General features: G+C 68.3%; 25 protein-coding genes. 17 read left to right on the top strand and 8 right to left on the bottom strand.

Annotated elements, in window-relative coordinates; translation table 11 throughout:
• Positions 1 to 235: 235 nt before the first annotated feature.
• The 4 genes from E3U26_RS16705 to E3U26_RS16690 are packed head-to-tail and all read right to left on the bottom strand — an operon-like array spanning position 236 to position 3815.
• Entirely contained in the window at positions 236 to 934 is a 699-nt protein-coding gene (locus tag E3U26_RS16705; protein WP_114534763.1) for an ABC transporter ATP-binding protein, read from the bottom strand.
• Positions 927 to 1718 (bottom strand): ABC transporter ATP-binding protein, encoded by a 792-nt coding sequence (locus tag E3U26_RS16700; RefSeq protein ID WP_214274820.1) that lies wholly within the window; start codon positions 1716 to 1718, stop codon positions 927 to 929. Before E3U26_RS16700 ends, E3U26_RS16705 begins: the two co-directional genes overlap by 8 nt.
• A complete protein-coding gene (locus E3U26_RS16695; protein ID WP_499106087.1) occupies positions 1718 to 2893 on the bottom strand; it encodes a branched-chain amino acid ABC transporter permease in 1176 nt (391 codons plus the stop codon). The genes E3U26_RS16700 and E3U26_RS16695 overlap by 1 nt, the downstream gene beginning before the upstream one ends.
• A gap of 4 nt (positions 2894 to 2897) precedes the next feature.
• Positions 2898 to 3815: a branched-chain amino acid ABC transporter permease gene (locus tag E3U26_RS16690; protein ID WP_036754426.1), complete on the bottom strand. Its 918-nt coding sequence runs from the start codon at positions 3813 to 3815 to the stop codon at positions 2898 to 2900.
• 284 nt (positions 3816 to 4099) lie between these two features.
• Between E3U26_RS16690 and E3U26_RS16685 the strand changes: the two genes are divergently transcribed.
• From E3U26_RS16685 to E3U26_RS16655, 7 genes are all read left to right on the top strand, one after another.
• Positions 4100 to 5236, top strand: coding sequence for a branched-chain amino acid ABC transporter substrate-binding protein (locus E3U26_RS16685; protein WP_499106086.1), 1137 nt, complete (start codon positions 4100 to 4102; stop codon positions 5234 to 5236).
• 143 nt (positions 5237 to 5379) lie between these two features.
• On the top strand, positions 5380 to 6834 hold the full coding sequence (locus E3U26_RS16680) for a 4-hydroxyphenylacetate 3-hydroxylase family protein (protein WP_036754420.1): 1455 nt from the start codon (positions 5380 to 5382) through the stop codon (positions 6832 to 6834).
• Between the two features lie 18 nt (positions 6835 to 6852).
• A complete protein-coding gene (locus tag E3U26_RS16675) occupies positions 6853 to 7272 on the top strand; it encodes a RidA family protein (RefSeq protein WP_036754417.1) in 420 nt (139 codons plus the stop codon).
• Positions 7273 to 7279: 7 nt separating this feature from the next.
• On the top strand, positions 7280 to 7957 hold the full coding sequence (locus E3U26_RS16670) for a DUF1028 domain-containing protein (protein WP_499106085.1): 678 nt from the start codon (positions 7280 to 7282) through the stop codon (positions 7955 to 7957).
• Between the two features lie 56 nt (positions 7958 to 8013).
• The gene (gene argE, locus E3U26_RS16665; protein ID WP_499106084.1) at positions 8014 to 9186 is read left to right on the top strand and encodes an acetylornithine deacetylase; all 1173 of its coding nucleotides are present in this window, start codon (positions 8014 to 8016) and stop codon (positions 9184 to 9186) included.
• A gap of 80 nt (positions 9187 to 9266) precedes the next feature.
• Complete coding sequence (locus tag E3U26_RS16660; protein WP_114534756.1) at positions 9267 to 10235, top strand: LysR family transcriptional regulator; 969 nt, start codon at positions 9267 to 9269, stop codon at positions 10233 to 10235.
• A gap of 96 nt (positions 10236 to 10331) precedes the next feature.
• On the top strand, positions 10332 to 11501 hold the full coding sequence (locus tag E3U26_RS16655) for a LysR substrate-binding domain-containing protein (protein WP_084197026.1): 1170 nt from the start codon (positions 10332 to 10334) through the stop codon (positions 11499 to 11501).
• A 13-nt stretch (positions 11502 to 11514) separates the two neighbouring features.
• Here E3U26_RS16655 and E3U26_RS16650 read toward each other — a convergent pair whose 3' ends face one another.
• The 4 genes from E3U26_RS16650 to E3U26_RS16635 all read right to left on the bottom strand — a co-directional run bounded on the left by E3U26_RS16650 (position 11515) and on the right by E3U26_RS16635 (position 13843).
• Positions 11515 to 12069, bottom strand: coding sequence for a HutD/Ves family protein (locus tag E3U26_RS16650; protein ID WP_499106083.1), 555 nt, complete (start codon positions 12067 to 12069; stop codon positions 11515 to 11517).
• A 28-nt stretch (positions 12070 to 12097) separates the two neighbouring features.
• Complete coding sequence (locus E3U26_RS16645; RefSeq protein WP_499106082.1) at positions 12098 to 12865, bottom strand: adenylyltransferase/cytidyltransferase family protein; 768 nt, start codon at positions 12863 to 12865, stop codon at positions 12098 to 12100.
• A 114-nt stretch (positions 12866 to 12979) separates the two neighbouring features.
• Positions 12980 to 13453: a DUF6644 family protein gene (locus E3U26_RS16640; protein WP_499106081.1), complete on the bottom strand. Its 474-nt coding sequence runs from the start codon at positions 13451 to 13453 to the stop codon at positions 12980 to 12982.
• A gap of 3 nt (positions 13454 to 13456) precedes the next feature.
• Entirely contained in the window at positions 13457 to 13843 is a 387-nt protein-coding gene (locus tag E3U26_RS16635) for a DUF6152 family protein (RefSeq protein WP_499106080.1), read from the bottom strand.
• A gap of 240 nt (positions 13844 to 14083) precedes the next feature.
• On the opposite strand from E3U26_RS16635, the gene E3U26_RS16630 reads away from it, so the two are divergent.
• The 10 genes from E3U26_RS16630 (at position 14084) to paaZ (ending at position 25553) form a co-directional block, all read left to right on the top strand.
• On the top strand, positions 14084 to 16456 hold the full coding sequence (locus E3U26_RS16630; protein WP_499106079.1) for an Ntn hydrolase family protein: 2373 nt from the start codon (positions 14084 to 14086) through the stop codon (positions 16454 to 16456).
• Positions 16457 to 16571: 115 nt separating this feature from the next.
• Positions 16572 to 17426: a PaaX family transcriptional regulator C-terminal domain-containing protein gene (locus tag E3U26_RS16625; RefSeq protein WP_499106078.1), complete on the top strand. Its 855-nt coding sequence runs from the start codon at positions 16572 to 16574 to the stop codon at positions 17424 to 17426.
• 148 nt (positions 17427 to 17574) lie between these two features.
• Entirely contained in the window at positions 17575 to 18780 is a 1206-nt protein-coding gene (pcaF, locus tag E3U26_RS16620) for a 3-oxoadipyl-CoA thiolase (RefSeq protein ID WP_114534750.1), read from the top strand.
• Between the two features lie 18 nt (positions 18781 to 18798).
• Entirely contained in the window at positions 18799 to 19788 is a 990-nt protein-coding gene (paaA, locus tag E3U26_RS16615; protein ID WP_072461247.1) for a 1,2-phenylacetyl-CoA epoxidase subunit PaaA, read from the top strand.
• A gap of 73 nt (positions 19789 to 19861) precedes the next feature.
• Positions 19862 to 20146, top strand: coding sequence for a 1,2-phenylacetyl-CoA epoxidase subunit PaaB (gene paaB / locus E3U26_RS16610; RefSeq protein WP_011751029.1), 285 nt, complete (start codon positions 19862 to 19864; stop codon positions 20144 to 20146).
• A complete protein-coding gene (gene paaC / locus E3U26_RS16605) occupies positions 20146 to 21000 on the top strand; it encodes a 1,2-phenylacetyl-CoA epoxidase subunit PaaC (protein WP_499106077.1) in 855 nt (284 codons plus the stop codon). Before paaB ends, paaC begins: the two co-directional genes overlap by 1 nt.
• A gap of 5 nt (positions 21001 to 21005) precedes the next feature.
• Complete coding sequence (gene paaD / locus E3U26_RS16600; protein WP_036754391.1) at positions 21006 to 21527, top strand: 1,2-phenylacetyl-CoA epoxidase subunit PaaD; 522 nt, start codon at positions 21006 to 21008, stop codon at positions 21525 to 21527.
• Positions 21528 to 21558: 31 nt separating this feature from the next.
• Complete coding sequence (gene paaE / locus E3U26_RS16595; RefSeq protein WP_499106076.1) at positions 21559 to 22635, top strand: 1,2-phenylacetyl-CoA epoxidase subunit PaaE; 1077 nt, start codon at positions 21559 to 21561, stop codon at positions 22633 to 22635.
• A 22-nt stretch (positions 22636 to 22657) separates the two neighbouring features.
• Complete coding sequence (locus tag E3U26_RS16590; protein ID WP_499106075.1) at positions 22658 to 23410, top strand: Phenylacetic acid catabolic protein; 753 nt, start codon at positions 22658 to 22660, stop codon at positions 23408 to 23410.
• A 79-nt stretch (positions 23411 to 23489) separates the two neighbouring features.
• A complete protein-coding gene (gene paaZ, locus E3U26_RS16585; RefSeq protein WP_499106074.1) occupies positions 23490 to 25553 on the top strand; it encodes an aldehyde dehydrogenase family protein in 2064 nt (687 codons plus the stop codon).
• Positions 25554 to 25586: the final 33 nt, after the last annotated feature.

The raw sequence follows: 25586 nt of genomic DNA, 5'->3' as shown, positions 1-25586 counted from the left end.
AAGGCGGCCATATCATCGCATGGTCGCGCAGAAATATACCCTTGGGTTATATCCATGCGGGTTGCATCCGCGGGCGGGGCGGCACCGATCCCGCCGATTACCGCGGCGAAGATCCGGCCGGCCTTTCCGTGACGCGGCAAGAAGCGCCGCCCCGCCGGGGGACGGCGCTGCAAGGCATTCACCTTGGCCGGGGCCTGCATGGGACGGGTCGGCGGGGGGCGACCCGTCCCGGCGGTCACAGATACATGTGCCGGATCGTGTCGTCCCGCAGCATCTCGGCGCGGGTGCCGCTGACCGCGATCCGGCCCCGCACCAGCAGATAGCCGCGGTCCGAGATCGACAGCGCGGTCTCGGCATTCTGCTCGATCAGCAGCACGGTCTTGCCCTCGGCATGGATGCGGACCACGGTCTCGAAATATTCGTCGATCAGCTTGGGCGACAGGCCCAGCGAGGGCTCGTCCATCACCAGCATCTCGGGATCGCCGATCAGGGCCCGCGCCAGCGCCACCATGGCCTGTTCGCCCCCGGACATGGTGTTGGCCTGCTGGTTCATCCGCTCGCGGATGCGCGGAAACATGTCGTGGATCAGCTCCAGCCGGGTCTCGAAGGGGATGGCGCAGCCCGAGGCGTCGTAGCCGAGCTTCAGGTTCTCGCGTACGGTCAGGGTCGGGAACAGCCGCCGCCCCTCGGGGACGAAGCCGACGCCGAGCGCGGCCAGCCTTTCGGTGCCCAGCCGGGCGATGTCGCGGCCCATCATCCGCACCGCGCCGCCGTCCAGCGGCAAAAGCCCGGTCAGCGCCTTGAATGTGGTGGACTTTCCGGCGCCGTTCGGGCCGAGCAGGCAGACCAGTTCGCCCTTGCCGATGGTCATGCTGACCCCGCGCAGCATGGCGACGGGGCCATAGGAGGTGCTGACGTTGCTGAGTTCAAGCATGTTCGACCGCCTTCTGTCCGAGATAGGCTTGCTGCACGCGGGGAAGCTGGCGCACGGTGGCGAAATCCCCCTCGGCGATCTTCTTGCCATAGTCGATCACCACGACATTGTCGGGCAATTCGGCGACCAGCCGCATGTCGTGCTCGATGATCAGGAAGGACAGGCCGGGATTGTCGGCCATGACGCGGCGAATATCGGCCATCAGCGCCGCCGTGTCGCGGTCGTCCATGCCGGACGAGGGCTCGTCCAGCAGGATCAGCTTCGGATGCGAGGCCAGCGCCCTGGCGATCTCCAGCCGGCGCCGGTCGGCCTGCGGCAGGATGCCGGCGGGCTGGTAGCGGCGGGCGAAAAGCTCGTCCGAGATGCCGCGCAGGATCGTCTCGGCCTCGGTGGCGCAGGCCTCCAGCTCGCGCCGGGACTTCGCCGGGCGCAGCAGCGCGGTCAGCACGCCGGTGCGGGTGCGGCCATGCATGCCGATGATGACATTGTCGAGGATCGACAGGTCCTCGAACAGGCGCGAGGACTGGAAGGTGCGGGCGATGCCGCGCGCGGCGATCCTGTGGGCGGGCAGGCCGGTGATCGGGTCGCCCTGCAAGGCCACGGTGCCCGAGGTCGGGCGGTAGATCCCGGTAATCAGGTTGAACAGCGTGGATTTCCCCGCCCCGTTCGGGCCGATGATGCAGGTGATGGTCGAGGGGGCGACGGTCAGGTCGACGGCATCGACGGCGACGAGGCCGCCGAAGCGGATGCCGAGCCCGCTCAGTTTCAGCAGCGGCGTGGTCATCACTGGCCTCCGTAATGGCGCTGGCGTTGCGGGAACAGCCCCTTGGGGCGCAGGATCAGGAACAGGATCACCACGACCGAGACGAACAGCAGGCGGTAGTCGGAAAACACCCGCAGCTTTTCGGGCAGCATGGTCAGCAGGAAGGCGCCCAGGATCACCCCCAGCGTGTTGTCCATGCCGCCGACGATCACCATGGTCATGATCGTGACCGAGACCAGGAAGGTGAAGTTGTCGGGCGAGATATACGAGATGTAGAAGGCATAGATCGTGCCGGCGAAGGCGGCCAGGAAGGCGTCCACGCCGAAGGCCAGGATCTTGTACCAGACCACGTTGATGCCCTGGCATTTCGCCGCCAGCTCGTCGGCGCGGATCGCGTTCCAGGCCAGGCCCACGCGGCTTTCGTGCAGCCGCTTGGCCGACAGGATCGCCAGCCCCAGCAGCGCCGCCGAGAGATAGTAGAAATTCGCCTGCGACGGCAGCCGGAAGCCGAACAGCTCGATGGGCCGCATGAAGGAATGGCCCAGCAGGCTGGGCGCCGGGATGCCGACCAGGCCGTTCGGGCCGCCGGTCCAGCTGAGGTTGTTCAGCATCTGGTGGATGACGATGCCGAAGGCGATCGTCACCAGCGCCAGGTAGCTGTCGCGCGTGCGCATCGACGGGATGCCCAGCAGGAAGCCGAAGACGGTGGCGACGATGGCGGCGGCGGGCAGCGTCGCCCAGAAGCTCCAGCCGAGATGGATCGCCAGCAGCGCCGAGGTATAGGCGCCGATGCCATAGGTCGCGCCGGTGGCGAAGTTCGGGATATTGGCCGAGCCGAGCTGGAAGTTCAGCGCCAGGGCCAGCACCGAATAAAGCAGCGAGACGATCAGCAGGTGCAGCGCATAGGTGTTGCCGCCCAGGAAGAACGGGTAGATCAGCACGATGGCGACGGCCAGCGCCGTGGCCAGCCCGCGCGCGTCGTGGAAGGCGGCGACGATCACCTCCTCGATCTGCGGGCGATACTGCAGGGCCGCGAACAGCGCGCCCATCACCGCCAGCAGCGCCACCACCAGCGGCGTCGATTCCGCCAGCAGAAAGGCGCCCAGCAGGATCGCGCCGCCGATCTCGGTCGCGGCGACGATCAGGCTGGCGGGCAGGGCCGTGCGGCTGTGGATATTGGTCAGGGTCGTGGACATCGGCTCAGACCTTTTCGAAGACGGGCTTGCCCAGCAGGCCCGAGGGCCGCAGGCACAGCATCAGGATGACGAGCAGGAAGGCGAAGACGAGGCGGTATGAGGCGCCGTCGGCGATGTTGGCCTGCACGATGCTTTCGATCCCGGCGATGGCCAGCGCGCCGAGGATCGCCCCGGTCATCGAACCCAGCCCGCCGATCACCGCGGCCGAAAAGCCGATCAGCCCCAGCTGCACGCCGAAGTCGAATCGCACCACCCCGGCATGGCTGGCAAAGAACAGCGCCCCCAGCGCCCCCGCCGCCGAGGCGAGGAAGAAGGTGAAGGCGAAGATGCGCGAGGGCGTGATCCCCATCAGCCGCGCGGTCGCCGCATCCTCGGCCACGGCGCGGATGCGGGTGCCGATGGGCGTCTTCTGCATCAGCCCATACATCAGCGCCACGACCAGCACGGTCGTGCCGACGATCAGCACCGGCTGGGCGGGCAGGCGCAGCGGGCCGATCTCCAGGAAGCCCTGGGCGATGGCCGGGAACGCCTTGGGGTTCGAGCCCTGCGGATAGAAGCCCCGGATCAGCTCGCGGATCACCGTGCCCAGGGCCACGGTGGCCACCAGCGCCATCATCGCCGGCGAGCGGCGAAAGCGCGAGATCACCAGCTTGTCCGCGCCGATGCCGATCAGCCCCGTGACCAGGATCGCGATGGCCAGCGCCGCCAGGATCGGCAGGACGCCCATGGCGCCTCCGGTGATGCCGAAGATCGCCTGAAGGCTGCCAAGCGCTACGAAGGGGGCGATCATCGACACGTCGCCATGCGAGAAATGGATGACGTTGAGCAGCCCGAAGAGCAGGCTGAACCCCAGCGCCACCAGCGCGTAAATACTTCCCAGAACCAGCCAGTTAAGCAGGTGCTGGAGGATCAGACTTTCCATGTCGTCCTCCCGTGTTGATGCGTTGGATTGGTTTTTCCGACGAAGATGACGGCGGGATCGCCCGTCAGGCAAATGAAATGCTGGGCCGGATGCTTCGTATTTTTTGAGGCACTGGTTCAGTTAATGCGACTTCTCAGCCGGGCGGAAATCGGTCGATGTTCGGGGTGCGACAACAAGCCGCGAGGCCGGCAGACCAGCGCCCGGCAAGGGCGCCCGGCCGGGCAACGCGGCAGATCCCAACGCAAACGCGACCGCGGAAACTTCCGCTTCGACAGGAGAGGTCCATGGCTTTCATCCCCACCACCCGCCGCGCCGTTCTGGCCGGTCTCGTGCTTTCGACGGCGGTCTTCGCCGCCCCCGCCTTCGCCGAGAAGGCCAAGATCAAGATCGGCTTCATGGGCCCGCTGTCGGGCGGCAACGCCCAGCAGGGCCTGGGCGCCCGGAACGGCTTCCTGCTGGCCATCGAGCAGGCAAATGCCGGCCCCGCCGGCAAGTATGAGATCGAGCCGGTGGTGCTGGACGACGCCTCGGACCCGCAGACCGGCGTCGGCGCGGCGATGAAGCTGGTGAACGATCCCGACGTGGTGGCCGCGACCGGGCACTGGAACTCGCCCGTGGCGCTGGCGACCATGCCGGTCTTTGCCCGCTTCCAGACGCCGCTGGTGATCTGGGGCGCGATCTCGCCGGCGATCACCGAACAGAACCTGCCCGAGGTGACGCGCGTCACCCCGACGCTTCTGACCGAGAACCAGCCGCTTGCGGAATGGATGGTCAAGGAACTGGGCGCCAAGCGCATCGCCGTCATCGCCGACACCTCGGACTACGGCAAGTCGAACGCCGAGGCGATTGCCGAATTCGTCCCCGCGGCGGGCGGCGAGGTGGTCTCGACCGACCTGCTGCCGGTGGGCTCGACCGATTTCCGCACCGTCCTGACCTCGCTGAAGGGCAAGCAGGTCGATGCGGTCTATTTCGGCGGCGTTATCACCGAGGCTGGCATCCTGGCCCGGCAGATGAAGGAGGTGGGGCTCGACAAGCCGATGCTGGGCATCTCGGGCTTCTACGACCCGGAATTCATCGCGGTGGCGGGCGACGCGGCCGCGAACACCATCGTCTCCTATCCGGTGGCCTCGCAGACGCCGAAGCTGGCCAGGATGGAGGCCGACTACCAGGCCAGGGGCTTTGCCGAGCCGATGAGCCCCTATACGAAATACGCCTTCGACGCCGCGAACATCATCATCCAGGCGATCAACGAGGCCGGGGTCGAGGACAAGGCCAGGCTGGCCGAGGCGATCCGCGCCATCCAGCATGACGGCGCCACCGGCCAGATCACCTTCGACGCCAATGGCCAGACCCAGACCCCGATCGCCATCGAGCTCAAGACCGTCAAGGACGGCGCCTGGACCACCTATGCCAAGTCCTGACGCCCGCTGACCGACCCATCCCCGCCGGCCGATCCCGCCCCTGCGCGCCCGCTCGCAAGGGACGGGAGAGGTCTGCCCGATCCGCCGAGGGCCAGCGCGCCCGGCCCAATCCCATCCGCCGAAAGGCCAATCCCGAGGAAATCATGCTAAGAACCGGAGAACAGTATCGCGACTCAATCCGCGACGGCCGCCGCGTCTGGATCAATGGCGAGCGCGTGCAGGACATCACCCGGCACCCGATGTTCAAGCCGCTGGTCGACATCCGCGCGCATATCTACGACATGGCCCATGCCGAGGCCACGCGCGACCTGATGAGCTACGAGGAGAACGGCGAGCGTTTCTCGGTCGGCCTCAAGCTGCCCTTCACCCGCGAGGACTGGCGCGCCAAGCGCGCCGCCACCAATGCGGTGCTGGAAGAGGTCGGCGGCATCGTCACCCGCGTCGGCGACGAGACGGCGGGCGAGATGTGGTCGCTCTTCGACGGCCAGGACATCCTGAACGAGGTGGACCCGCGTTTCTCGGAAAACATCCGCAACCACATCCACCGCGTCATCATGACCGACCCCTTCCACGTCTCGGCCAATACCGACCCCAAGGGGGACCGCTCCAAGCGGCCGCAGGACCAGGATCCTGACATGCTGCTGCATGTGGTCAGGGAAACCGACGCCGGCATCGTCGTGCGCGGCGCGAAATACGAGACCGCCGCCGCCTATGCCAACCAGGCCTTCACCAAGCCGACCATCGCCAACTGGGGCAACGAGGCGATGTCGGATTACGCGGTGGGCTTCGTGTGCGACTTTTCCTCGCCCAACCTGCGCTTCATCGCCCGCACCGGCTTTGCCGGCCGCGCGCCGGCCAGGGACTATCCGCTGTCGAACCGCTTCGACGAGGTCGAGACGCTGGTGATCTACGACGACGTGCTGATCCCGTGGGAAAACGTGCTGTTCTACCAGCATACCAAGGCCGCGACCTTCATCCGCGCGACGCTGCACCGCTATTCCGCCTTCGCCTTCGTGCAGCGCAACCTGAAGCTTGCCGACCTGCTGATCGGCGCGGCGCTGTGGAACGTGCGCCAGACCGGGCTGGAGCATCAGCCGGCGGTGCAGGAGAAGCTGGCGACGCTGGCCTGCTATCGCGAGGGGATCAACGCCCACCTGACCGCGGCCATCGCCGAGGCCGAGGAAAGCCCCGGCGGGCTCTTGATGCCGAACCAGTCGCTGCTGATGACCGGCCGCGTGCTGGCCTGTTCGCAGCTGCATCACATGATGCACCTGGCGCGCGAGCTTTGCGGCGGCCAGATCTGCATCACCCCGGACGCCGCCTGCTTCGACGACCCCGAGACCGCGCCCTGGCTCGACAAGTTCTACACCCTGAACGAGAACTGGGGCAGCGAGGATCGCCGCAAGCTGCTGGCCTATGCGCGCGACCTGCTGAACTCGGACTATGCCGGCCACCGGCTGACCTTCCAGCTTTTCGCGCAATCCCCGCCCTTCGCCCATCTGGCTGCGGTTTATCGCAACTTCGACTGGAACGAGGCGCTGCGCTTCACCCACAAATCCGCGGGCCTGTCCGATCAGGTCTGGGGCACGAAACACTGACCGACCGGAGCAGAAACCATGACCATCCATCACCGCATCCGCCCCTTCAACACCAGGGAGACCTATCCCGAGCAGAAGCTGGACAACGACCTGAGCCAGGGCGTCGTCGCCCGCGGCACCATGGTCTTCCTGCGCGGCCAGGTTTCGCAGGACCTGGAGACCCGCGAATGCCTGCATGTCGGCGACCCGGCGATGCAGACCCGCAAGACCATGGAAAACATCCGGATGCTGCTGGAAGAAGCGGGATCGCGGATGGAGCATATCTGCCGCATCGTCGTCTATGTGACCGACATCCGCTATCGCGAGGCGGTCTATCAGGAAATGGGCCGGCACCTGCAGGGCGTGCATCCCTGCTCGACCGGGATCGTGGTTCCGGCGCTGGCCCGGCCCGAATGGGTGGTCGAGATCGAGGCCACCGCCGTCATCCCCGACGCATGAGGCCGGCATGACCTTCTCGATCTCCGCCCGCTGCCCCGAGACCGGCATGTTCGGCATCGCGGTCTCCTCCTCCTCGCCCTGCGTGGCGGCACGTTGCGCCCATGCGCGGGCGGGCGTGGGGGTGGTCGCGACCCAGAACGTCACCGACCCGAGCCTGGGGCCCAAGGGGCTGGACCTGATGGCGCAGGGGCTTTCGGCGGCCGAGGCGCTGGAGCGGCTGGTGGCCGGGGCGCCGCATGTCGAATATCGCCAGCTGGCGCTGGTCGATGCGGCGGGCCGCACCGCCGGGCGTTCCGGCGCCCGGACGCTGGGCACGCATGGCATCGCCCATGGCGAGGGCGTGGCGGCTGCGGGCAACCTGCTTTGCTCGGCCGGGATCCCGCAGAAGATGGTCGATGCCTTCATGGCGGTCAGGGGCCGGCACCTGGGCGACCGGCTGCTGGCGGGCATGCGCGCCTCGGTCGCCGCGGGCGGCGAAGAGGGGCCGGTGCATTCCATGGGCATGCTGATCGTGGACAAGGTCAGCTGGCCCATCGCCGACCTGCGCATCGACTGGAGCGAGGGCGATCCCATCGAGGATTGCGCCGCCCTGTGGGAACGCTGGCGGCTTGAGATGGACGCCTATGTGACCCGTGCGCTGAACCCCGACGCCGCCCCGAGCTATGGCGTGCCCGGCGACGAATGATCCCCCCGACGCGGGGGCGGCCCGTTCCGCCCCCGGTCCTTGCGACAAGGATTTCCATGACCGCGATCCCCTCGACCGTCGACATCCTGCGCCGGCTGGTGGCCTATGAGACGCTGTCCCGCCGCCCGAACCTCGACCTGCTGGATTATGTCGAGGGGCTGCTGGTGCCGGCGGGCGCGCGCGTCGAACGCTTCGCCCATGCCGATGGCAGCCGCGCCAATCTCTGGGCGACCATCGGTCCCCAGGGGCCGGGGGGCGTGGTGCTGTCGGGCCATACCGACGTGGTGCCGGTGGCCGGCCAGGACTGGAGCGTCGATCCCTTTGCCCTGACCGAGCGGGACGGGCGCTATTACGGGCGCGGCACGGCGGACATGAAGGGCTTCGTCGCCGCCGCGGTCCATGCCGCGATCCGCGCCGCCCGGCGCGACCTGCGCAGGCCGCTGCACCTGGCGCTGTCCTATGACGAGGAGATCGGCTGCATGGGCGTGCGCGGCATGATCGAGGCGCTGGCCGCGCGTCCCGACCGCCCGGCGCTTTGCATCGTGGGCGAGCCGACCGGCATGCGCATCGCCACCGGCCACAAGGGCAAGCTCGCCTGCCGCGCCTGCTGCCACGGCCGCGAGGGCCATTCGGCGCTGGCCCCGAACGCGCTGAACGCCTTGCACCTGGGCGCGGCCTTCATCGCCAGTATTCAGGCCCGGCAAGAGGAACTGGTCCGAGCCGGCGCCCGCGACCCGGCCTATGACATTCCCTTTTCCACCATCCATCCCGGCCTCATGCAGGGCGGCACGGCGCTGAACATCGTGCCGAACCGCTGCGAGATCGACTTCGAGATCCGCAACATCGTCGCCGACGACCCCGCCGCGATCCTGGCCGCCATCGCCGGCGATGCCGAGGCCATTGCCGCCCCGCATCGCGCCCGTTTCCCCGAGGCGCGGATCGAGATCGAGACGGTCTCGGGCTATCCGGGCCTCGATGCCCCCGAGGATGCCGCCGCGGTCCGGCTGCTGCGCCGCATCACCGGCCAGGATGGGCCGGCGATCAAGGTCGCCTTCGGGACCGAGGGCGGGCTGTTCCATCAGGGCCTGGGCATGTCCACGGCCATCTGCGGGCCGGGCTTCATGGAACAGGGCCACAAGCCCGACGAATTCATTGCCGCCAAACAGCTGTCGGCCTGCGACCGGATGCTGTCGCGCCTGCTCGACGCGCTGGAGGCGCCGGCGGCCTGACCCAAGAACCAGCTTCCCTTTCGGCGGGCCAGCGCGGAAAGAATGTTGCCACTTTGCGCGCATGACAGGGGACGAAGACGATGCGATTCACGCTCAGGCAACTCAGCTATTTCATCGCGGCGGGCGAGACGCTGTCGGTCACGAAGGCCGCCGAGCAGGTCAATATCTCGCAGCCCTCGATCTCGGCCGCCATCGCGCATCTGGAGACCGAGCTGAACGTGCAGCTTTTCGTGCGCCATCACGCGCAGGGCCTGTCGCTGACCCCCGCGGGCACCCGGCTGCTGCGCGCGGCCAAGGAATCGCTGCGCGCCGCCTCGGAGCTTTACGACGTGGCCAGCGACGTGAACGACCATGTCGCGGGGACGCTGAATGTCGGCACCTTCTTCACCTTCGCGCCGCTGATCGCGCCGGAACTCTGGACCGGCTTCTCGGGCCGCTACGAGGCGGTGCAGATGACCATGACCGAGGGCAGCGAGGTCGATCTCTTGGAAAAGCTGCGGCTGGCGCGGATCGACCTGGCGCTGACCTATGACCTGAACCTGCCGCCGGATGTCTCGTTCATCGAGCTGGCGCGGCTCAGGACCTATGTCATCGTCGGGGCCGGGCATCGCATGGCGGGGCGCCGGTCGATCCGGCTGGCCGAGCTGATCGACGACCCCTTCGTCCTGCTGGACCCGCCGCTGACGCGCGACTACTTCCTGGGCATGTTCCGCAAGATCGGCGGCACCCCCCGGATCGTGATGGAGACCTCGTCCACCGCCTCGCTGCGTTCCTATGTCGCGGCGGGCATCGGCTACAGCATGATGACCGTCCGGCCTGCCAACCGCCACGCCGAGAACGGTCTGCCGCTGGTCTATCTGCCGATCGAGGACGTCTCGCAATCCATCGCCTTCGGCATCGCCTCCCTGACCGAGCTGCGCCGGTCGCGCGCGGCCGAGGCCTTTGTCGACTATTGCCGCGAGGTGATCCGCGACGGCGCCCTGCCGGGCATGCTGCCGGCCGGGCAGACCGAATGTGGCCCCGATCATCCGGCCCATCAATCTTCCTGAGGCAGAGCTGCGGAAAACACGATTTTGGCCCGACGGCAAAAGCCGGCAATCTGCATTCAGGACAATCGGAACGAACCCCACGCAAGGAAAGCAGCCATGAATGCCGACCCGCAGATGCCCCAGATCCCGTTGCGCGACCGTTTCGTCGCCGGGATGAGCCATGCCGCCTGCACGGTGAATGTCGTGACCACCGACGGGCCGGCGGGCAGGGCGGGCGTCACGGTTTCGGCCATGGCCTCGGTCTCGGCCGATGGCGAGGCGCCGACGCTGCTGATCTGCGTGCATCACCTCAGCCCGGCGGCACCGAAGATCATCGAGAACGGCGTCCTTTGCGTGAACGTGCTGCGCGAGGACCAGTCCTATATCTCGGAAGCCTTCGCCGGCCGCTTCAAGGACGAGCTGGGCGACAAGTTCGAATGCACCGACTGGGTGGTGCTGGCCAATGGCACGCCCCGCGTCGCCGACCCGCTGGTCGCCTTCGAATGCCGGGTGCTGTCGGCCGAGCGGGTGGGCACGCATCACGTCCTGCTTTGCGGCGTCGAGGACACGCATAGCGCGCGGCTCGGCTCGCCGCTGATCTATGCCAACCGCTCCTATGGCTCGTCGCGCCGGATCGAGGCGCCGCGCAGCATGCGGGGCGTGCTGAACGGCGAAGGGATCAAGCTGAAGGTCGGCTGTTTCCACACCTTCGGGCCGTTCCTGATGCCCTCGCTGATCCGGCAGCTGGGCGGGCTCGACATCGAGCTGCTGGAAGGGGACCAGCGCCGGCTGACCGAAAGCCTGGTCTCGGGCGAGACCGAGATCGCGGTGATCTACGACAACGACCTGGACGAGCGCTTCGACTGGCAGGCGCTGAGCGTGCTGAAGCCCTATGTGCTGATGGCCGAGGATCATCCCATGGCCCGGCAGGCCGAGATCCTGCCGACCGAGCTGGCGGCCGAGCCGATGGTGCTTCTGGATGCGCCGCCCTCCAGCGCCTATTTCACCGGCATCCTCGAGGCGCAGGGGGTCGAGCCGCTGATCGCGCATCGCTCGGCCTCGTTCGAGATGGTGCGGGGCATGGTCGCGCATGGGCTGGGCTATACGCTGCTTTGCACCAAGCCCGCATCGAGCATGAGCTATGACGGGCTGCCGCTGGTGGCGCTGCCGCTGGCGGGCGATCATGCGCTGTCGCAGATCGTGCTGGCCTGGCGCAAGGGGCATGCGCTGTCCAGCGCCGCCCAGCGTTTCGCCCAGAAATGCCGCGAGAAATTCGCGCGGGCCTGACGGCCGCCACGCGTCAGCCCGCGGGCGCCAGGGTGACGACCAGCGCCCGCCCGCCGCGCCGCAGCGGCCCCGGCCCGCAGATCAGCGTATCCTGACGGGCCAAGTCGTGCAGGCGGCCGCCGGTCCTGGCCTGCTGGGGTTCCAGCGCGAAGAGGACGGTCAGGCCGGTCGCCTCCGCCGTTCCCTTCTCAAGCACCGCGGCATGGGGGATGGTCCAGTCGTTGCGATCGGCCATGACGTTGAAGACCCGGACCGGACCGCCGACCGGCCGCCCCTGGGGCGCCAGGCCGGTGTCGAAGCGGAACGGGGCGAGCGGCGCCAGATGTTCGCGGCGATGGCCGAAATCCAGCTCCAGCCCCGCGCCCTCGATCAGCGTGATGACCCGGTCGGCGCCGGCAAAGGCGGAAAAGCCGCCATCCGCCAGGATCGGTGCGCGCGAGATGCGGATCGAAAAGGCGTCGCGGTCGCTGCGGGGCGGCCAGAGCCAGATCTCGTCGGTGGCGCCCGTGCCGTTCTTCCACGGCATGGTGCGATAGGTGCTGGCCGGCAGGTGCAGGGGCAGGTCCATGGGGCTCCTTTTTCTCGGGCAAGGCGGATCAGTCGTGCCGATCCAGGAATTCGATCCGGCGCGGCAGGCTATCGGGGGACAGGATGCGGCCGTCCGCGTCCAGCCGGACCGGCCCTGCCTGCGCGGACCGATGGGTTCGGACCAGATAGCGCCCCGCCGGCGGGCGGATCTGGTCGGGTGCAAGCCGGCCGGCATCCAGCACGCCTTCCCACGGGCGGCCGAGGCAGCGCCGTGCCTGCCGCATGTCGCCGGCCAGGATCGCCTGGCGCGCCGCGGTCGAGGAAAAGCCGCCCTGCAACGGCAGCACCGTGACGCCGATGCCGCGCGCGGTGCATTCCTGCGCCAGGGTCCGGGTGGTGCCGGCGCGTTTCGCGCCGAAATGGAAATCCGCGCCGACCACGACATGCGAAACCCCCAGCCGCCGGCACAGCACCTCGTCGATGAACGCGCAGGGCGTCATGCCGGCAAAGGCGCGGTCGAAGACCGGCTCGAACAGGTAGTCCAGCCCGATGCGCCGCGCCGTGCGGTGCTTCTGCTCGGGCAGGGCCAGGCGAAAGGGCGCGGCCTCGGGGGAAAACACCTGGCGCGGATGGGGCTCGACCGACATGACGCCGACCGCGCGGCCATCCGCCGCGATCCGGCGGGCCGAGCGGATCAGGAACTGGTGGCCGCGGTGGAAGCCGTCGAAATTTCCCAGCACGACGACGCCCCGCCGCAGCGCCGATCCCGTCGCGATGCCGCTGCGCAGGATCGCCAGTTCCGGGCGGAACGGATGGGAAGAGGGGATCTGGGTCATGGGCAACTCGTCGTCCTGGCCGTTTGCCCAAGACTAGTGAAGCCGCGACGCCGCAAAAAATCGCCATTCCCTTGCCAGCGTCTCAGGATTTCCGATGCAGCGGTGCGCGGGGCGTCACAGAAAGCCGATCCAGCGCCCCGCCAGCAGCACCGACAGCCAGATCGCCAGCGAAAGCGCCGCCAGGATGCGCGCATCCGGGCCGGGCACCCCGGTCTCGACCGCCTGTTGCCAGCCCTTGCCGGCATGTTGCAGGGCGACGACCGCAAGGCCAAGGCCGATCAGCGCGATCTTCCAGCGAAAGGCGGCATTGGCCAGATAGTCGCGGGCCGAGACCGACCACAGCACCGGGCCGGTCGCAAGGGCGATGGCAAGCCCGACCCCCGCCGCGCGGGACAGAAAGGGCGCCAGCACGCGCAGCGCCCCGCCGCGGACGATCCCGACAAGGCGCAGGTCCAGCGGAACGATCGCGCCCAGCAGCAGCGCGATGCCCAGGATATGCGTGGCGTTCACCACCATGTAGAGATGGCCCGACCGGCGCAGCACCGCGGCAAGCGCGGTGCCCTCGGCCCAGGCCGCGAGTTCCTGCACGGCTCAGTCCGCCTGGATGCGCTCGGGATATATGTCGTAGTTCTGCCCGTCGATCACGATGCGGACGGCCTTCATATGCGCGCTTTGATCCTGGTTGCGATTGCCGATCACCGTGATCGCATCGCCCGGCTCTGCCGTGTCGGCGGTAAAGCCCGAGCGGGCGGTCTGGTTGGGATTGCCCAGGTCGACCTGCCAGACGGTGCCCTGGGCGTCGCGGACCTGAAGCGTGGGATGGGGCGGGTTCATCGAGACGCTCTCGACGGTTCCCTCGAGCGTCGTCTGTTCCCCCTCGGCCCATGACCAGCCGTGATGCGCCAGCGCGGGCATGGTGCCTAGCGCCAGCGCGGCGGCAAGCATGGCGGAGGAAAGGGTGCGGGCTCGGATCTGCATGTCGGACCTCCTTGGGATGTGGGTCGGGACTGCGTCGCGGCGGATGGGGCCGCCCCACCATGATCGGCCAGCCTGCGCCCGTTGGGGCTGACAATCGCGTGAACGCGGCGATCCTCGGCCCATCCGCCGGCGCAGGGCGGCCGCCGGCAGATGGGTGCCTTCAATAATTGACCGACCGAACGGTTAAATATAACCATGGCGATGCGCCGGAGGAGGCGCTTGCACCCGGAGGAGAATCACATGCTCAGGTCTTCGCTTGGCCGCCTGCTGCTGTCGGCTGGCCTTTCTGCCCTTCTGGCCTGCCCGGCGCTGGCCGACACCAAGGTCGAGATCATCCGCGACAGCTGGGGCGTGCCGCATGTCTATGCCGACGACGTGCATGGGCTTTACGCGGGCTTCGGCTACAGCGTGGCGCAGGACCGGCTGTTCCAGATGGAGATGGCGCGGCGCTCGGTCCTGGGCGAGGTGGCCGAGGTGCTGGGCATCGAGCGGTTGCCCTTCGACATCCAGACCCGCGCGATGTTCGACCATGCCGAGATCCGCCGCCAGATCGAGGCGCTGGCGCCGGAAGAGCGCGACATCCTGCGTGGCTATGCGGCGGGCTTCAACCTGTGGGTGGACCGGGTTCTGGCCGAACCGGCCGGGCTGATGCCCAAGCAGTTCAACGATTTCGGCTTCAAGCCCCGCCGCTGGACCGAATTCGACGTGGCGATGATCTATGTCGGGACCATGGCCGGACGCTTTTCGGGCTACAGCTCCGAACTGGCCAATGCCAGGACGCTGGCCGAGCTGGAGGCGCAATTCGGCGCCGAACAGGCGCGCGCGCTTTTCGACCAGATGTTCTGGGACGAAGACCCGCTGGCCCCGACCACCGTGCCCGAGGGCGAGCAATACCAGCGCAAGGCCGCGCTGACCCCGCCTTCGGCCAGCCGCTTTGCCGCGTTGCTGAACGCGCCGGACCTGCCCGACGACGATGGGCGTCCGCGCGCCAGCAACCTGTGGATCGCCGGGCCGCAAAAGACCACCGACGGCAGCATCATCCTGATCAACGGCCCGCAATTCGGCAATTTCAACCCGTCCTATGTCTTCAGCATCGGCCTGCATGGCGCCGGGTTCGACCTGACCGGCAACACGCCCTTTGCGGTTCCCAATGTGCTGTTCGGCACCAATGGCACCATCGCCTGGGGCGCCACCGCCGGGCCGCGCGACGTGAACGACTACTACCGGCTGGAGCTGAACCCCGAGAACCCGCGGCAATACCGCGCCGGCGACGGCTGGAAGGAGATGACGGCGCGCCGCGAGACCTTCCGCGTCAAGGGCCAGCCCGAGGTCGAGACCACGGTCTGGGAAAGCGATTACGGCGTGGTCGGCCAGATCGACCCCGAGACGGCGACCGCCTATGCCTTCAACCGCGCCTGGAAGGGGCAGGAGATCTCGACGCTCATGGCCTGGGTGAACTCGACCAAGGCGCAGAATTACCAGGAATGGCTGGACCAGGCGGAAAGGGTCGCGACCACGATCAACTGGTATTACGCCGACCGGGACGGGAATATCGGCTATGTCTCGCCCGGCCATGTCCCGGTCCGCGCCGAAGGCCACGACCAGCGCCTGCCGGCCCAGCCGGGCAAGGACGACTGGCAGGGCCTGCGGCCCTTTGCCGATGCGCCCAAGGCCTATAACCCCAGCCAGGGCTGGATCGCGAACTGGAACAACCGCTCGGCCAAGGGGGACGCCGCGAATTTCGAGGCCACGCCCTGGGGCAGCGCCGACCGGGTGGTCGAGATCACCGCGCGGCTGGACGCCAAGGACAAGCTGACCCCCGAGGAGGTCTGGAACATCAACCGCGAGATCAGCTTCCTCGACATCAACGCCCGCTATTTCCTGCCCTTCATCCTCGATGTGGCCGAGGGCATCGACCCGCAAAGCCAGCGCGCCGAACTGGTCGAGATCCTGCGCAACTGGGACGGGCAGCAGATCCGGGCCGAGGACGGCCGCGCCACCACCCCGGCGGTGGGGCTGTTCCAGACCTGGCTGGACGTGATGGTCGAGGACGTGCTGCGCGACGACAGCCCGGCCATCCCGCCGGCGATCCTTTACAACCGCATCTCGCGCGCCGCGCAGATGCTGCACAACGCGCTGCTGGGCGAGCGGGCCGGCGTGCCGCAGACCCATGATTTCTTCAACGGCGCCGACGAGGCCGGCCGCAACGAAATCATCCTCGCCTCGCTCGACAAGGCGGCGGCGCGGCTGGCCGACCGCTTCGGCAGCCAGGAGCCCGCGGACTGGCGCATCGAGATCAAGCAGCATGTGTTCGAGACCAGCAACTACCTGGGCATCCCGCAGGCCGGCGAGGACGAGGTCCGCGCCATCGGCACCGCGATGAACCGCGGCACCGAGAACAACCGGATCACCTTCCGCGACGGCAGGGCCGAGTTCTGCGCCGTGACTCCTCCGGGCCAGAGCGGGTTCATCAGCCCCTCGGGCGAGGCCTCGCCGCATTACGAGGACCAGCTGGCGCTTTACGAGGGCTTCGACTGCCGCCCGCAGGCGCTGACCCGCGACGAGGTCGAGGCGGCCGCCGTGTCGCGCGAAACCATCGCCGTTCCGCGCTGAGAACCCGCCGGCCATCGCGACAGGTGGCCGGCATCTCCGCGCCCGAGGGGCAAGCCGCGTTGCACATGACCGCTTTCCGGGCTTCTATGGCGGCGGTTGCAGGCAGCGGGGAAACATGCGGCGGGGCGGAATGGCCGAGCGCGGGCTGATCGACGGAATATTGCAGGGAATGGCGCTGCGTTCGGCCGCGTTCATCGTCACCGTCTATGGCGACGTGGTGGTGCCGCGCGGCGGCGTGCTGTGGACCGGCACGCTGATCGAGGTCTGCGAGCGGGTCGGCATCAGCGAATCGCTGGTGCGCACCGCCGTCTCGCGCCTGGTCGCCGCGCATCGGCTGCGCGGCGAGCGGCTGGGGCGGCATAGTTATTACCGGCTGGACGCCTCGGCCCAGCGGGAATTCGACCAGGCGGCGCGGCTCCTCTACAAGGCCGAGGTGCCGGCGCGGGGCTGGCAGATCCTGCACGCCCCGGAGCTGACCGAGGACGAGGCCCGCCACCAGCGCATGGGCCATATGGGCGGGGCGGTCTTCATCCGGCCCGACCGCGGCCAGCCGGTGCCGGAAGGCGCGCTGGTCTTTCACGCCCCGGACCCGCCGGCGCTTGGCCGGATCGGGCAGTTCTGGGATCTCTCGGCGCTGCATCAGCGTTATCTCGACATGCTGGCACGGTTTGCGCCCCTGGCCGAGGCGGGCGCGGCGCTGTCCGACGAGATGGCGCTGATCGCCCGGCTGCTTTTGGTGCATGACTATCGCGGCGTGCTGCTGCGCGACCCGCGCCTGCCGCAGGCCGCCCTGCCGCCGGACTGGCAGGGGCACGAGGCGCGGGCGCTGTTCCGCCGCCTCTATTGCCAGCTTTCCCCGGCGGCGGAACGCTGGATCGGGGCGCATTTCGAGGGCGGCGACGGCTTCCTGCCCGAGAAAACCGCCCAGAGCGAAGAGCGGCTGGCCGATCTGTGCAGGATAACCGGCTGAATTGAAATTATCTTTTTCGCATGCCGCCAGACATTACACGGCGTGCGAAGAATTTTCTTTCTTTGTGATGTTTGGCCATGTATAAACTGACCAATCGGTCGGCGAATTGGAGAATCGCCGGTCTTTCGTCTTGAAAATGGGAGAGAGCATGCAGGACGCCTTCATCTGTGACGCGGTGCGCACGCCGATTGGTCGCTATGGCGGGGCGCTGGCCTCGGTCCGGGCGGACGACCTGGCGGCGGTGCCGCTGAAGGCGCTGATGGAGCGCAACCCCGGCGTGGACTGGGCTGCGGTCGACGACCTGATCTATGGCTGTGCCAACCAGGCGGGCGAGGACAACCGCAACGTGGGCCGCATGGCGGTGCTGCTGGCGGGCATGCCCGTCGCGGTGCCGGGGACCACGGTGAACCGGCTTTGCGGCTCGGGGATGGATGCGGTCGGCATGGCGGCCCGCGCGATCAAGGCGGGCGATTGCGATTTCGTCATCGCCGGCGGCGTCGAAAGCATGACCCGCGCGCCTTTCGTGATGCCCAAGGCGGAAAGCGCCTTTTCCCGCGCCAATGCGGTCTATGACACCACCATCGGCTGGCGCTTCGTCAACCCGGCGATGAAGGCGCGGTTCGGCATCGACTCGATGCCGCAGACCGCCGACAACGTCGCCGCCGATTTCGCCGTCAGCCGCGCCGACCAGGACGCCTTTGCCGCGCGCAGCCAGGCCCGCTGGGAAGCGGCGCAGCAGGCCGGCGTCTTTGCCGACGAGATCGTGCCCGTCACCATCCCGCAGAAAAAGGGCGAGCCGGTGGTCTTCGGCACCGACGAGCATCCGCGCCCCGGCACCACGGCCGAGACGCTGGCCCGGCTCAAGGGCGTGAACGGCCCCGATCTGTCGGTGACGGCGGGCAATGCCTCGGGCGTGAACGACGGCGCCGCGGCGCTGGCGATCCTGTCCGGCGAGGCGGCGGAACGGCACGGCCTGACGCCCAAGGCGCGCATCGTCGCCATGGCGGCGGCGGGGGTCGAGCCGCGCATCATGGGCATCGGCCCGGCGCCGGCGGCGAAAAAGGTGCTGGCGCGCGCGGGACTGACCATCGACCAGATGGATGTGATAGAATTGAACGAGGCCTTCGCCAGCCAGGCGCTGGCGACCCTGCGCGACCTTGGCCTGCCCGACGACGCCGCCCATGTGAACCCCAACGGCGGCGCCATCGCGCTTGGCCACCCGCTTGGCATGTCGGGGGCCCGGCTTGTGACGACGGCGATGTATCAGCTGCATCGCACCGGCGGGCGCTATGCGCTTTGCACCATGTGCATCGGCGTGGGGCAAGGCATCGCGCTGATCCTCGAACGCGTTTGACCCAGGGAGAAGTTTGCCATGTATGCCCAGCTTGTGAAGTCCGAAGGGATGAAAGCCCGCGAGGAGATGACCCCCCAGGAGATCGCCTTCCAGGAGCGCATCGACCGCGGCGAGAAGATCGAGCCCAAGGAATGGATGCCCGAGGGTTATCGCAAGACGCTGGTCCGCCAGATCGGCCAGCACGCCCATAGCGAGATCGTCGGCCAGCTGCCCGAGGGCAACTGGATCACCCGCGCCCCCACGCTGGAGCGCAAGGCGATCCTCTTGGCCAAGGTGCAGGACGAGGCCGGGCACGGGCTCTATCTCTACTCGGCGGCCGAGACGCTGGGCGTCTCGCGCGACGAGCTGATGGAGCTCTTGCACGCCGGCAAGATGAAATATTCCTCGATCTTCAACTATCCGACGCTGACCTGGGCCGACATGGGCGCGGTGGGCTGGCTGGTCGATGGCGCGGCGATCATGAACCAGGTGCCGCTGCAACGCACCTCCTACGGTCCCTATTCCCGCGCCATGATCCGCATCTGCAAGGAGGAAAGCTTCCACCAGCGCCAGGGCTATGCGGTGATGATGAAGCTGGCCCAGGGCACGCCCGCGCAGAAGCGCATGGCGCAGGACGCGCTGAACCGCTTCTGGTATCCGGCGCTGATGATGTTCGGCCCCTCGGACAAGGATTCGGTGCATTCGGCGCAGTCGATGGCCTGGAAGATCAAGATCAACACCAATGACGAGCTGCGGCAGAAATTCGTCGACCAGACCGTGCCGCAGGCGGAATACCTGGGCCTGACCGTCCCCGACCCGGACCTGAAATGGAACGAGGAAAAGGGCGGCTACGATTTCAGCGAGCCGGATTGGTCGGAATTCTTCGACGTGATCGCCGGCAACGGGCCCTGCAACAAGGACCGGCTGGGCGCCCGCGTCAAGGCCTGGGAGGACGGCGCCTGGTTCCGCGAGGGGCTGATGGCGCATGCCGAGAAGGCCGCAGCCCGCCGCGCGCAAGCCGCCGAGTAAGCCCGCAATCGCCAGGAACGGCGCCGCCGGCCAACCGGGTCCGGGGCGCAACCAAGTTTAGGGAGAGAGAACCATGTCCAAGGAATGGCCGCTCTGGGAAGTCTTCATCCGGGGCCAGCACGGGCTGAACCACCGCCATGTCGGCAGCCTGCACGCGCCCGACGCCGAAATGGCGATCATGAACGCCCGCGACGTCTATACCCGCCGCAACGAGGGCGTGTCGATCTGGGTGGTGCCCTCGGCGCAGATCACCGCGTCGAGCCCCTCGGAAAAGGGGCCGCTGTTCGAGCCCTCGAACGCCAAGGTCTATCGCCACCCGACCTTTTTCGACATTCCCGAAGAAGTGGGGCATATGTGATGCCGTCGCTGCCCGTCATGACCACGCCCCAGGTGGCGGAACTGGCCCGGCATCAGGCCGAGGCCCATCCGGCCCATCCGACCGTGCCCCAGCCCGACGAGGGCCAGGAGGCGTTCTTCGAGACGCTGCTGCGCATCGGCGACAGCGCCCTGGTCCTGGGCCATCGCGTGTCCGAATGGTGCGGCCATTCGCCGGCGCTCGAGGAAGACATCGCGCTGGCCAACGTGGCGCTGGACCTGATCGGCCAGACCCAGCTGTGGCTGGGGCTTGCCGGCGAGGTCGAGGGGCAGGGCCGCTCGGCCGACGACCTGGCCTATCTGCGCGACGCCTGGGATTTCCGCAACCTGCTGATCTGCGAGCGTCCGAACGGCGATTTCGGCCATACGCTGATGCGGCAGTTCCTGTTCGACGCCTGGCACCATGAACTGCTGAAGGGGCTGGCGGCATCCTCGGACCCGCGCGTGGCCGAGATCGCGGCCAAGGCCGGCAAGGAAGTGGCCTATCACCTGGAACGCTCGTCCGACCTGGTGGTGCGGCTGGGCGACGGGACCGAGGAAAGCCACCGGCGGATGCAGCAGGCGCTGGACGCGCTCTGGCCCTATGCCGGCGAGATGTTCCTGGGCGACGACAAGGATGCCCAGATGGCCGCGCGCGGCATCGCCCCCGATCCGGCCAGCCTGCGCGCCGGCTGGGACGCCACGCTGCGCCACGTGCTGGGCGAGGCGACCTTGCAGATCCCCGAAAGCGACTTTGCGCACAAGGGCGGCAAGCAGGGCATCCACACGGAACATCTGGGCTATATCCTGGCCGAGATGCAGTTCCTGCAACGCGCCTATCCCGGCGCCAGCTGGTAAAGCCCATGGCCGCTGCGACCCATCCCAGCGTCGAGCAGGTCTGGGGCTGGCTGTCCGAGGTGCCCGACCCGGAGATCCCGGTGATCAGCCTGACCGACCTGGGCATCATCCGCGGCGTCGAATGGCAGGGCGACACGCTGGTCGTCAGGGTCACGCCGACCTATTCCGGCTGCCCCGCGACCAGCATCATCAACCTGGACATCGAGACCGCGCTGCGCAGCCACGGCATCGACAAGCTGCGGCTGGAACGCCAGCTGACCCCGCCCTGGACCACCGACTGGATCACCCAGGCGGGCCGCGAAAAGCTGCGCGCCTATGGCATCGCGCCGCCCATCGACGGCACGGCGGCGGACGGGGTCCTGGCCGGGCGCATCGCCCGCATGAGCGGCGCGAACCTGACCATCGCCTGCCCGCGCTGCGGCTCGACCAATACCGAAAAGATCAGCCAGTTCGGCTCGACCCCCTGCAAGGCGAATTATCGCTGCAAGGACTGTCTGGAACCCTTCGACTATTTCAAATGCCTGTAAGAAGGCGCCCCGCTTCAGGAAGGATACCCCCATGGCACGCTTCCATCCGCTGAAGGTCACCGATGTGCGTCGCGAGACGCGCGACGCGGTGGTCGTCACCCTGGCCCCCCGCGACGAGGACCGCGCGCTGTTCGACTTCACCCAGGGCCAATACCTGACCTTCCGCCGCGACTTCGACGGCGAGGAGCTGCGCCGGTCCTATTCGATCTGCGCCGGCAAGGACGAAGGCACTCTGCGCGTGGGCATCAAGCGCGTCGACGGCGGCGCCTTCAGCACCTGGGCCAACGAGAACCTGGCGCCCGGCGACGAGATCGAGGCGATGCCGCCGATGGGCAAGTTCTTCACCCCGATCGAGCCCGAGGCGGAAAAGCAGTATCTGGGCTTTGCCGCCGGCTCGGGCATCACCCCGGTGCTGTCGATCATCAAGACCGTGCTGGCGCGCGAGCCGCGGGCGCAGTTCACGCTGGTCTATGCCAACCGCCAGATCAACACCATCATGTTCCGCGAGGAGCTGGAGGATCTGAAGAACCTCTATCTCGGCCGCTTCTCGGTCATCCATGTGCTGGAGCAGGAGGGGCAGGAGATCGACCTGTTCACCGGCCGCATCGACGAGGGCAAGATGACGGCGCTGTTCCAGCATTGGCTGGACGCCGAGGCGGTCGACACCGCCTTCATCTGCGGCCCCGAGCCGATGATGCTGACCGTGGCGGCGTCCCTGCGCGGCCACGGGCTGCACGACGAGCAGATCAAGTTCGAGCTGTTCGCCTCCAGCCAGCCGGGCCGCGCCAAGGCCCGCCCCGTCTCGGCCCAGGCGGCCGGCGCGGGCGAGGGCGTGGCCGCCACGGTGACGCTGGACGGCGCCACCCGCGCCTTCCAGATGCCGCGCGAGGGCGAGACGATCCTGGAGGCGGCCCTGGCCAACAACATGGACGCGCCCTATTCCTGCAAGGCGGGCGTCTGCTCGACCTGCCGCTGCAAGGTGCTGGAGGGCGAGGTCGAGATGGCGGTGAACCACGCGCTGGAAGATTACGAGGTCCGCGCCGGCTATGTGCTGAGCTGCCAGGCCTATCCGGTCAGCGACCGCGTGGTCGTCACCTATGACGAATGATCCGGGCGCAGGAGGGGAACCCATGTCCGATACCATGAATATCGAGGACTACCTGGCGCAGGGCGGCGTGCTGACCGCGCCCGGCAACGTGCCCGCCCGCTATCGCGGCGAGCTTTTGCGGCTGATGTCGTCCTTCGTGGACAGCGAACTGGCCGCCTCGGCCGGCTTCGCCGATGCGATCAACCTCGCCCCCGGCATCAAGGAGCGTATCGCCGCCAGTCGCATCACGCTGGAAAAGGCCGACCATGCCGGGCGCGTGCTGCGGGTGATGGCCGAGTTCGGCACCGATGCCGCCCGCTATCAGACCAGCCACGACTGGGCCGCCCGCGTCCCGCGCGACGCCGATCTGGGCACCGCGCGCCGGCCCGGCGACATGCGGCTGTCGGTGTTGCACTATCCCATCGCCGGCTGGACCGATGCGGTGGTGATGAACGTGCTGCAGGGGCTGGCGACCGGGGTGCAGATGACCGAGCTGACCCGCGTCTCCTACGGCCCGCTGGCCGAGGTCTTTCGCGAGATCGCCCCGCGCGAGGCCCGCCATGCCGAGCTGGGACTGGAGGGGCTGGAGCAGATCGCCCAGACCGAGACCGGGCGCGAGGAAGCCCGCGCCGCCATCGCCTATTGGCAGCCGCGCGTCGCGGCGGGCTTCGGCCTGACCCATTCGGCGCGCTATGACACGCTGGCGCGCTTCGGCCTGCGCCACAGCCCGAACGAGGCGCTGCTGGCGCGCTGGGAGGCGCTGGTGTCGGAACATCTGGCCGCGCTTGGCCTCTGAACCGGCGCTTGCGGCCGCGCTCCCCGACGGGCGCGGCCTTGCCGCCCGAGCAAAACGAAGACTGACCAAGGAAACGCCAATGACCACTCCGCGCCGTCTTGAAAGCTATGTCTGCGGGTGCTGGACCCCCGGCAGCCAGCCCGGCCAGACCCTGCTGGACGCCGCCACCGGCGAGCCGGTGGCCGTGATCGATTCGACCGGCATCGACTTTGCCGCCGCGCTGGCCCATGGCCGCGAGGCGGCGGGGCCAAGGCTGCGCGCCATGTCGTTTCACGAACGCGCCGGCATGCTCAAGGCCCTGGGCCTGGCGCTGATGGCGCAGAAAGAGGAATTCTACGCCGAAAGCCTGCATACCGGCGCCACCCGCACCGACGGCTGGGTGGACATCGAGGGCGGCATCGGCACCATGCTGACCTTTGCCTCCAAGGCGCGGCGCGAATTGCCCAATGCCCGCGTGCTGACCGATGGCGATGTCGAGCCGCTGTCCAAGGACGGCAGCTTCAGCGCCCAGCATATCCTGACGCCGCTGCATGGCGTGGCGGTGCATATCAACGCCTTCAACTTCCCGATCTGGGGGATGCTGGAAAAGATCGCGCCGACGCTGCTGGCCGGGATGCCCTGCCTGGTCAAGCCCGCCAGCCAGACCGCCTATCTGACCGAGCTGATGGTGCGCCGCATCGTCGAGACCGGCATCCTGCCCGAAGGCGCGCTGCAACTGATCTGCGGCTCGGTCGGCGATCTGCTGGACCACGTGACCGAACAGGACGCCGTGACCTTCACCGGCTCGGCCTGGACCGGGCGCAAGCTCAAGACCCATCCGGCGGTGATCGCCAATTCCGTGCGCTTCACCATGGAGGCGGACAGCCTGAACGCCGCCATCCTCGGCCCCGACGCGGTGGCGGGCACGCCCGAGTTCGACCTGTTCGTGCGCGAGGTCGCGCGCGAGATGACGGTCAAGGCCGGGCAGAAATGCACCGCCATCCGCCGCGTCATCGCGCCCCGCGCCCAGGTCGACGCCCTGGTCGCCGCGCTGGACGAGCGGCTGGGCAAGACCGCCGTCGGCCTGCCGGGCGACGAGGGGGTGCGCATGGGGCCGCTGGCCAGCCTGGACCAGCGCGAAGAGGTGCGCGAGCGCATCCGCGACCTGCAGGCGGCGGCCGAGATCGTCGCCGGCGATCCCGATGCGGTGCGCGTGACCTCGGGCGACGCGGCCAGGGGCGCCTTCCTGAACCCGGTGCTGATGTATGCCGCCAAGCCCTTCGCGGCCGGGGCGGTGCATGAGGTCGAGGCTTTCGGCCCCGTCTCGACGGTCATGCCCTATGACGACCTGGACGAGGCGGTGGCCCTGGCGCGGATGGGCCGCGGCTCGCTGGTCACATCGGTCTTTACCGACGATCCGAAGGTCGCCGAGGAGCTGGTGCTGGGCGCCGCGCCCTGGCACGGCCGGGTGCTGATCGGCAACCGCGCCTCGGCCAAGTCCTCGACCGGGCATGGCTCGCCCCTGGCGCCGCTGGTCCATGGCGGCCCCGGCCGCGCCGGCGGCGGCGAAGAGATGGGCGGCATCCGCGGCGTCAAGCATTACATGCAGCGCACCGCCGTGCAGGGCGCGCCGCGGCTGCTGTCGGCCGTCACCGGGCGCTGGATCCCCGGTGCCGACGTGCGGCAGGGCGAACATCCTTTCCGCAAGTCGCTGGCCGAGCTGCGCATCGGCGACCAGCTGGTCACGGCGACCCGCACCGTCACCCGCGAGGATGTCGAGCATTTCGCCCATTTCACCGGCGACACCTTCTATGCCCATATGGACGAGGCGGCAGCCAAGGCGAACCCGTTCTTCGACGACCGCGTGGCGCATGGCTATCTGATCGCCAGCTTTGCCGCGGGTCTTTTCGTCGAGCCGAACCCCGGCCCGGTCCTGGCCAATTACGGCGTGGACAACCTGCGCTTCCTGACCCCGGTCTATTTCGGCGACACGCTGCAAGTGCGGCTGACCTGCAAGGAGATCAACCCGCGCGAGAACGCCGGCCATGGCGAGGTGCGCTGGGATTGCCAGGTGACGAACCAGAAGGGCGAGGTCGTGGCGCAATACGACGTGCTGACCATGGTGGCCAAGGAATGGCCGCTGGCCCAGGCGGCGGCGCAATAGGGCCGTCGCCGGGCTTGCATCGCCGGATGCGCG

Origin of the sequence: Paracoccus ferrooxidans (assembly GCF_029909815.1) — a bacterium.
GTDB lineage: Bacteria > Pseudomonadota > Alphaproteobacteria > Rhodobacterales > Rhodobacteraceae > Paracoccus > Paracoccus versutus.
This window is presented reverse-complemented; position numbering and strand designations above follow the sequence as displayed.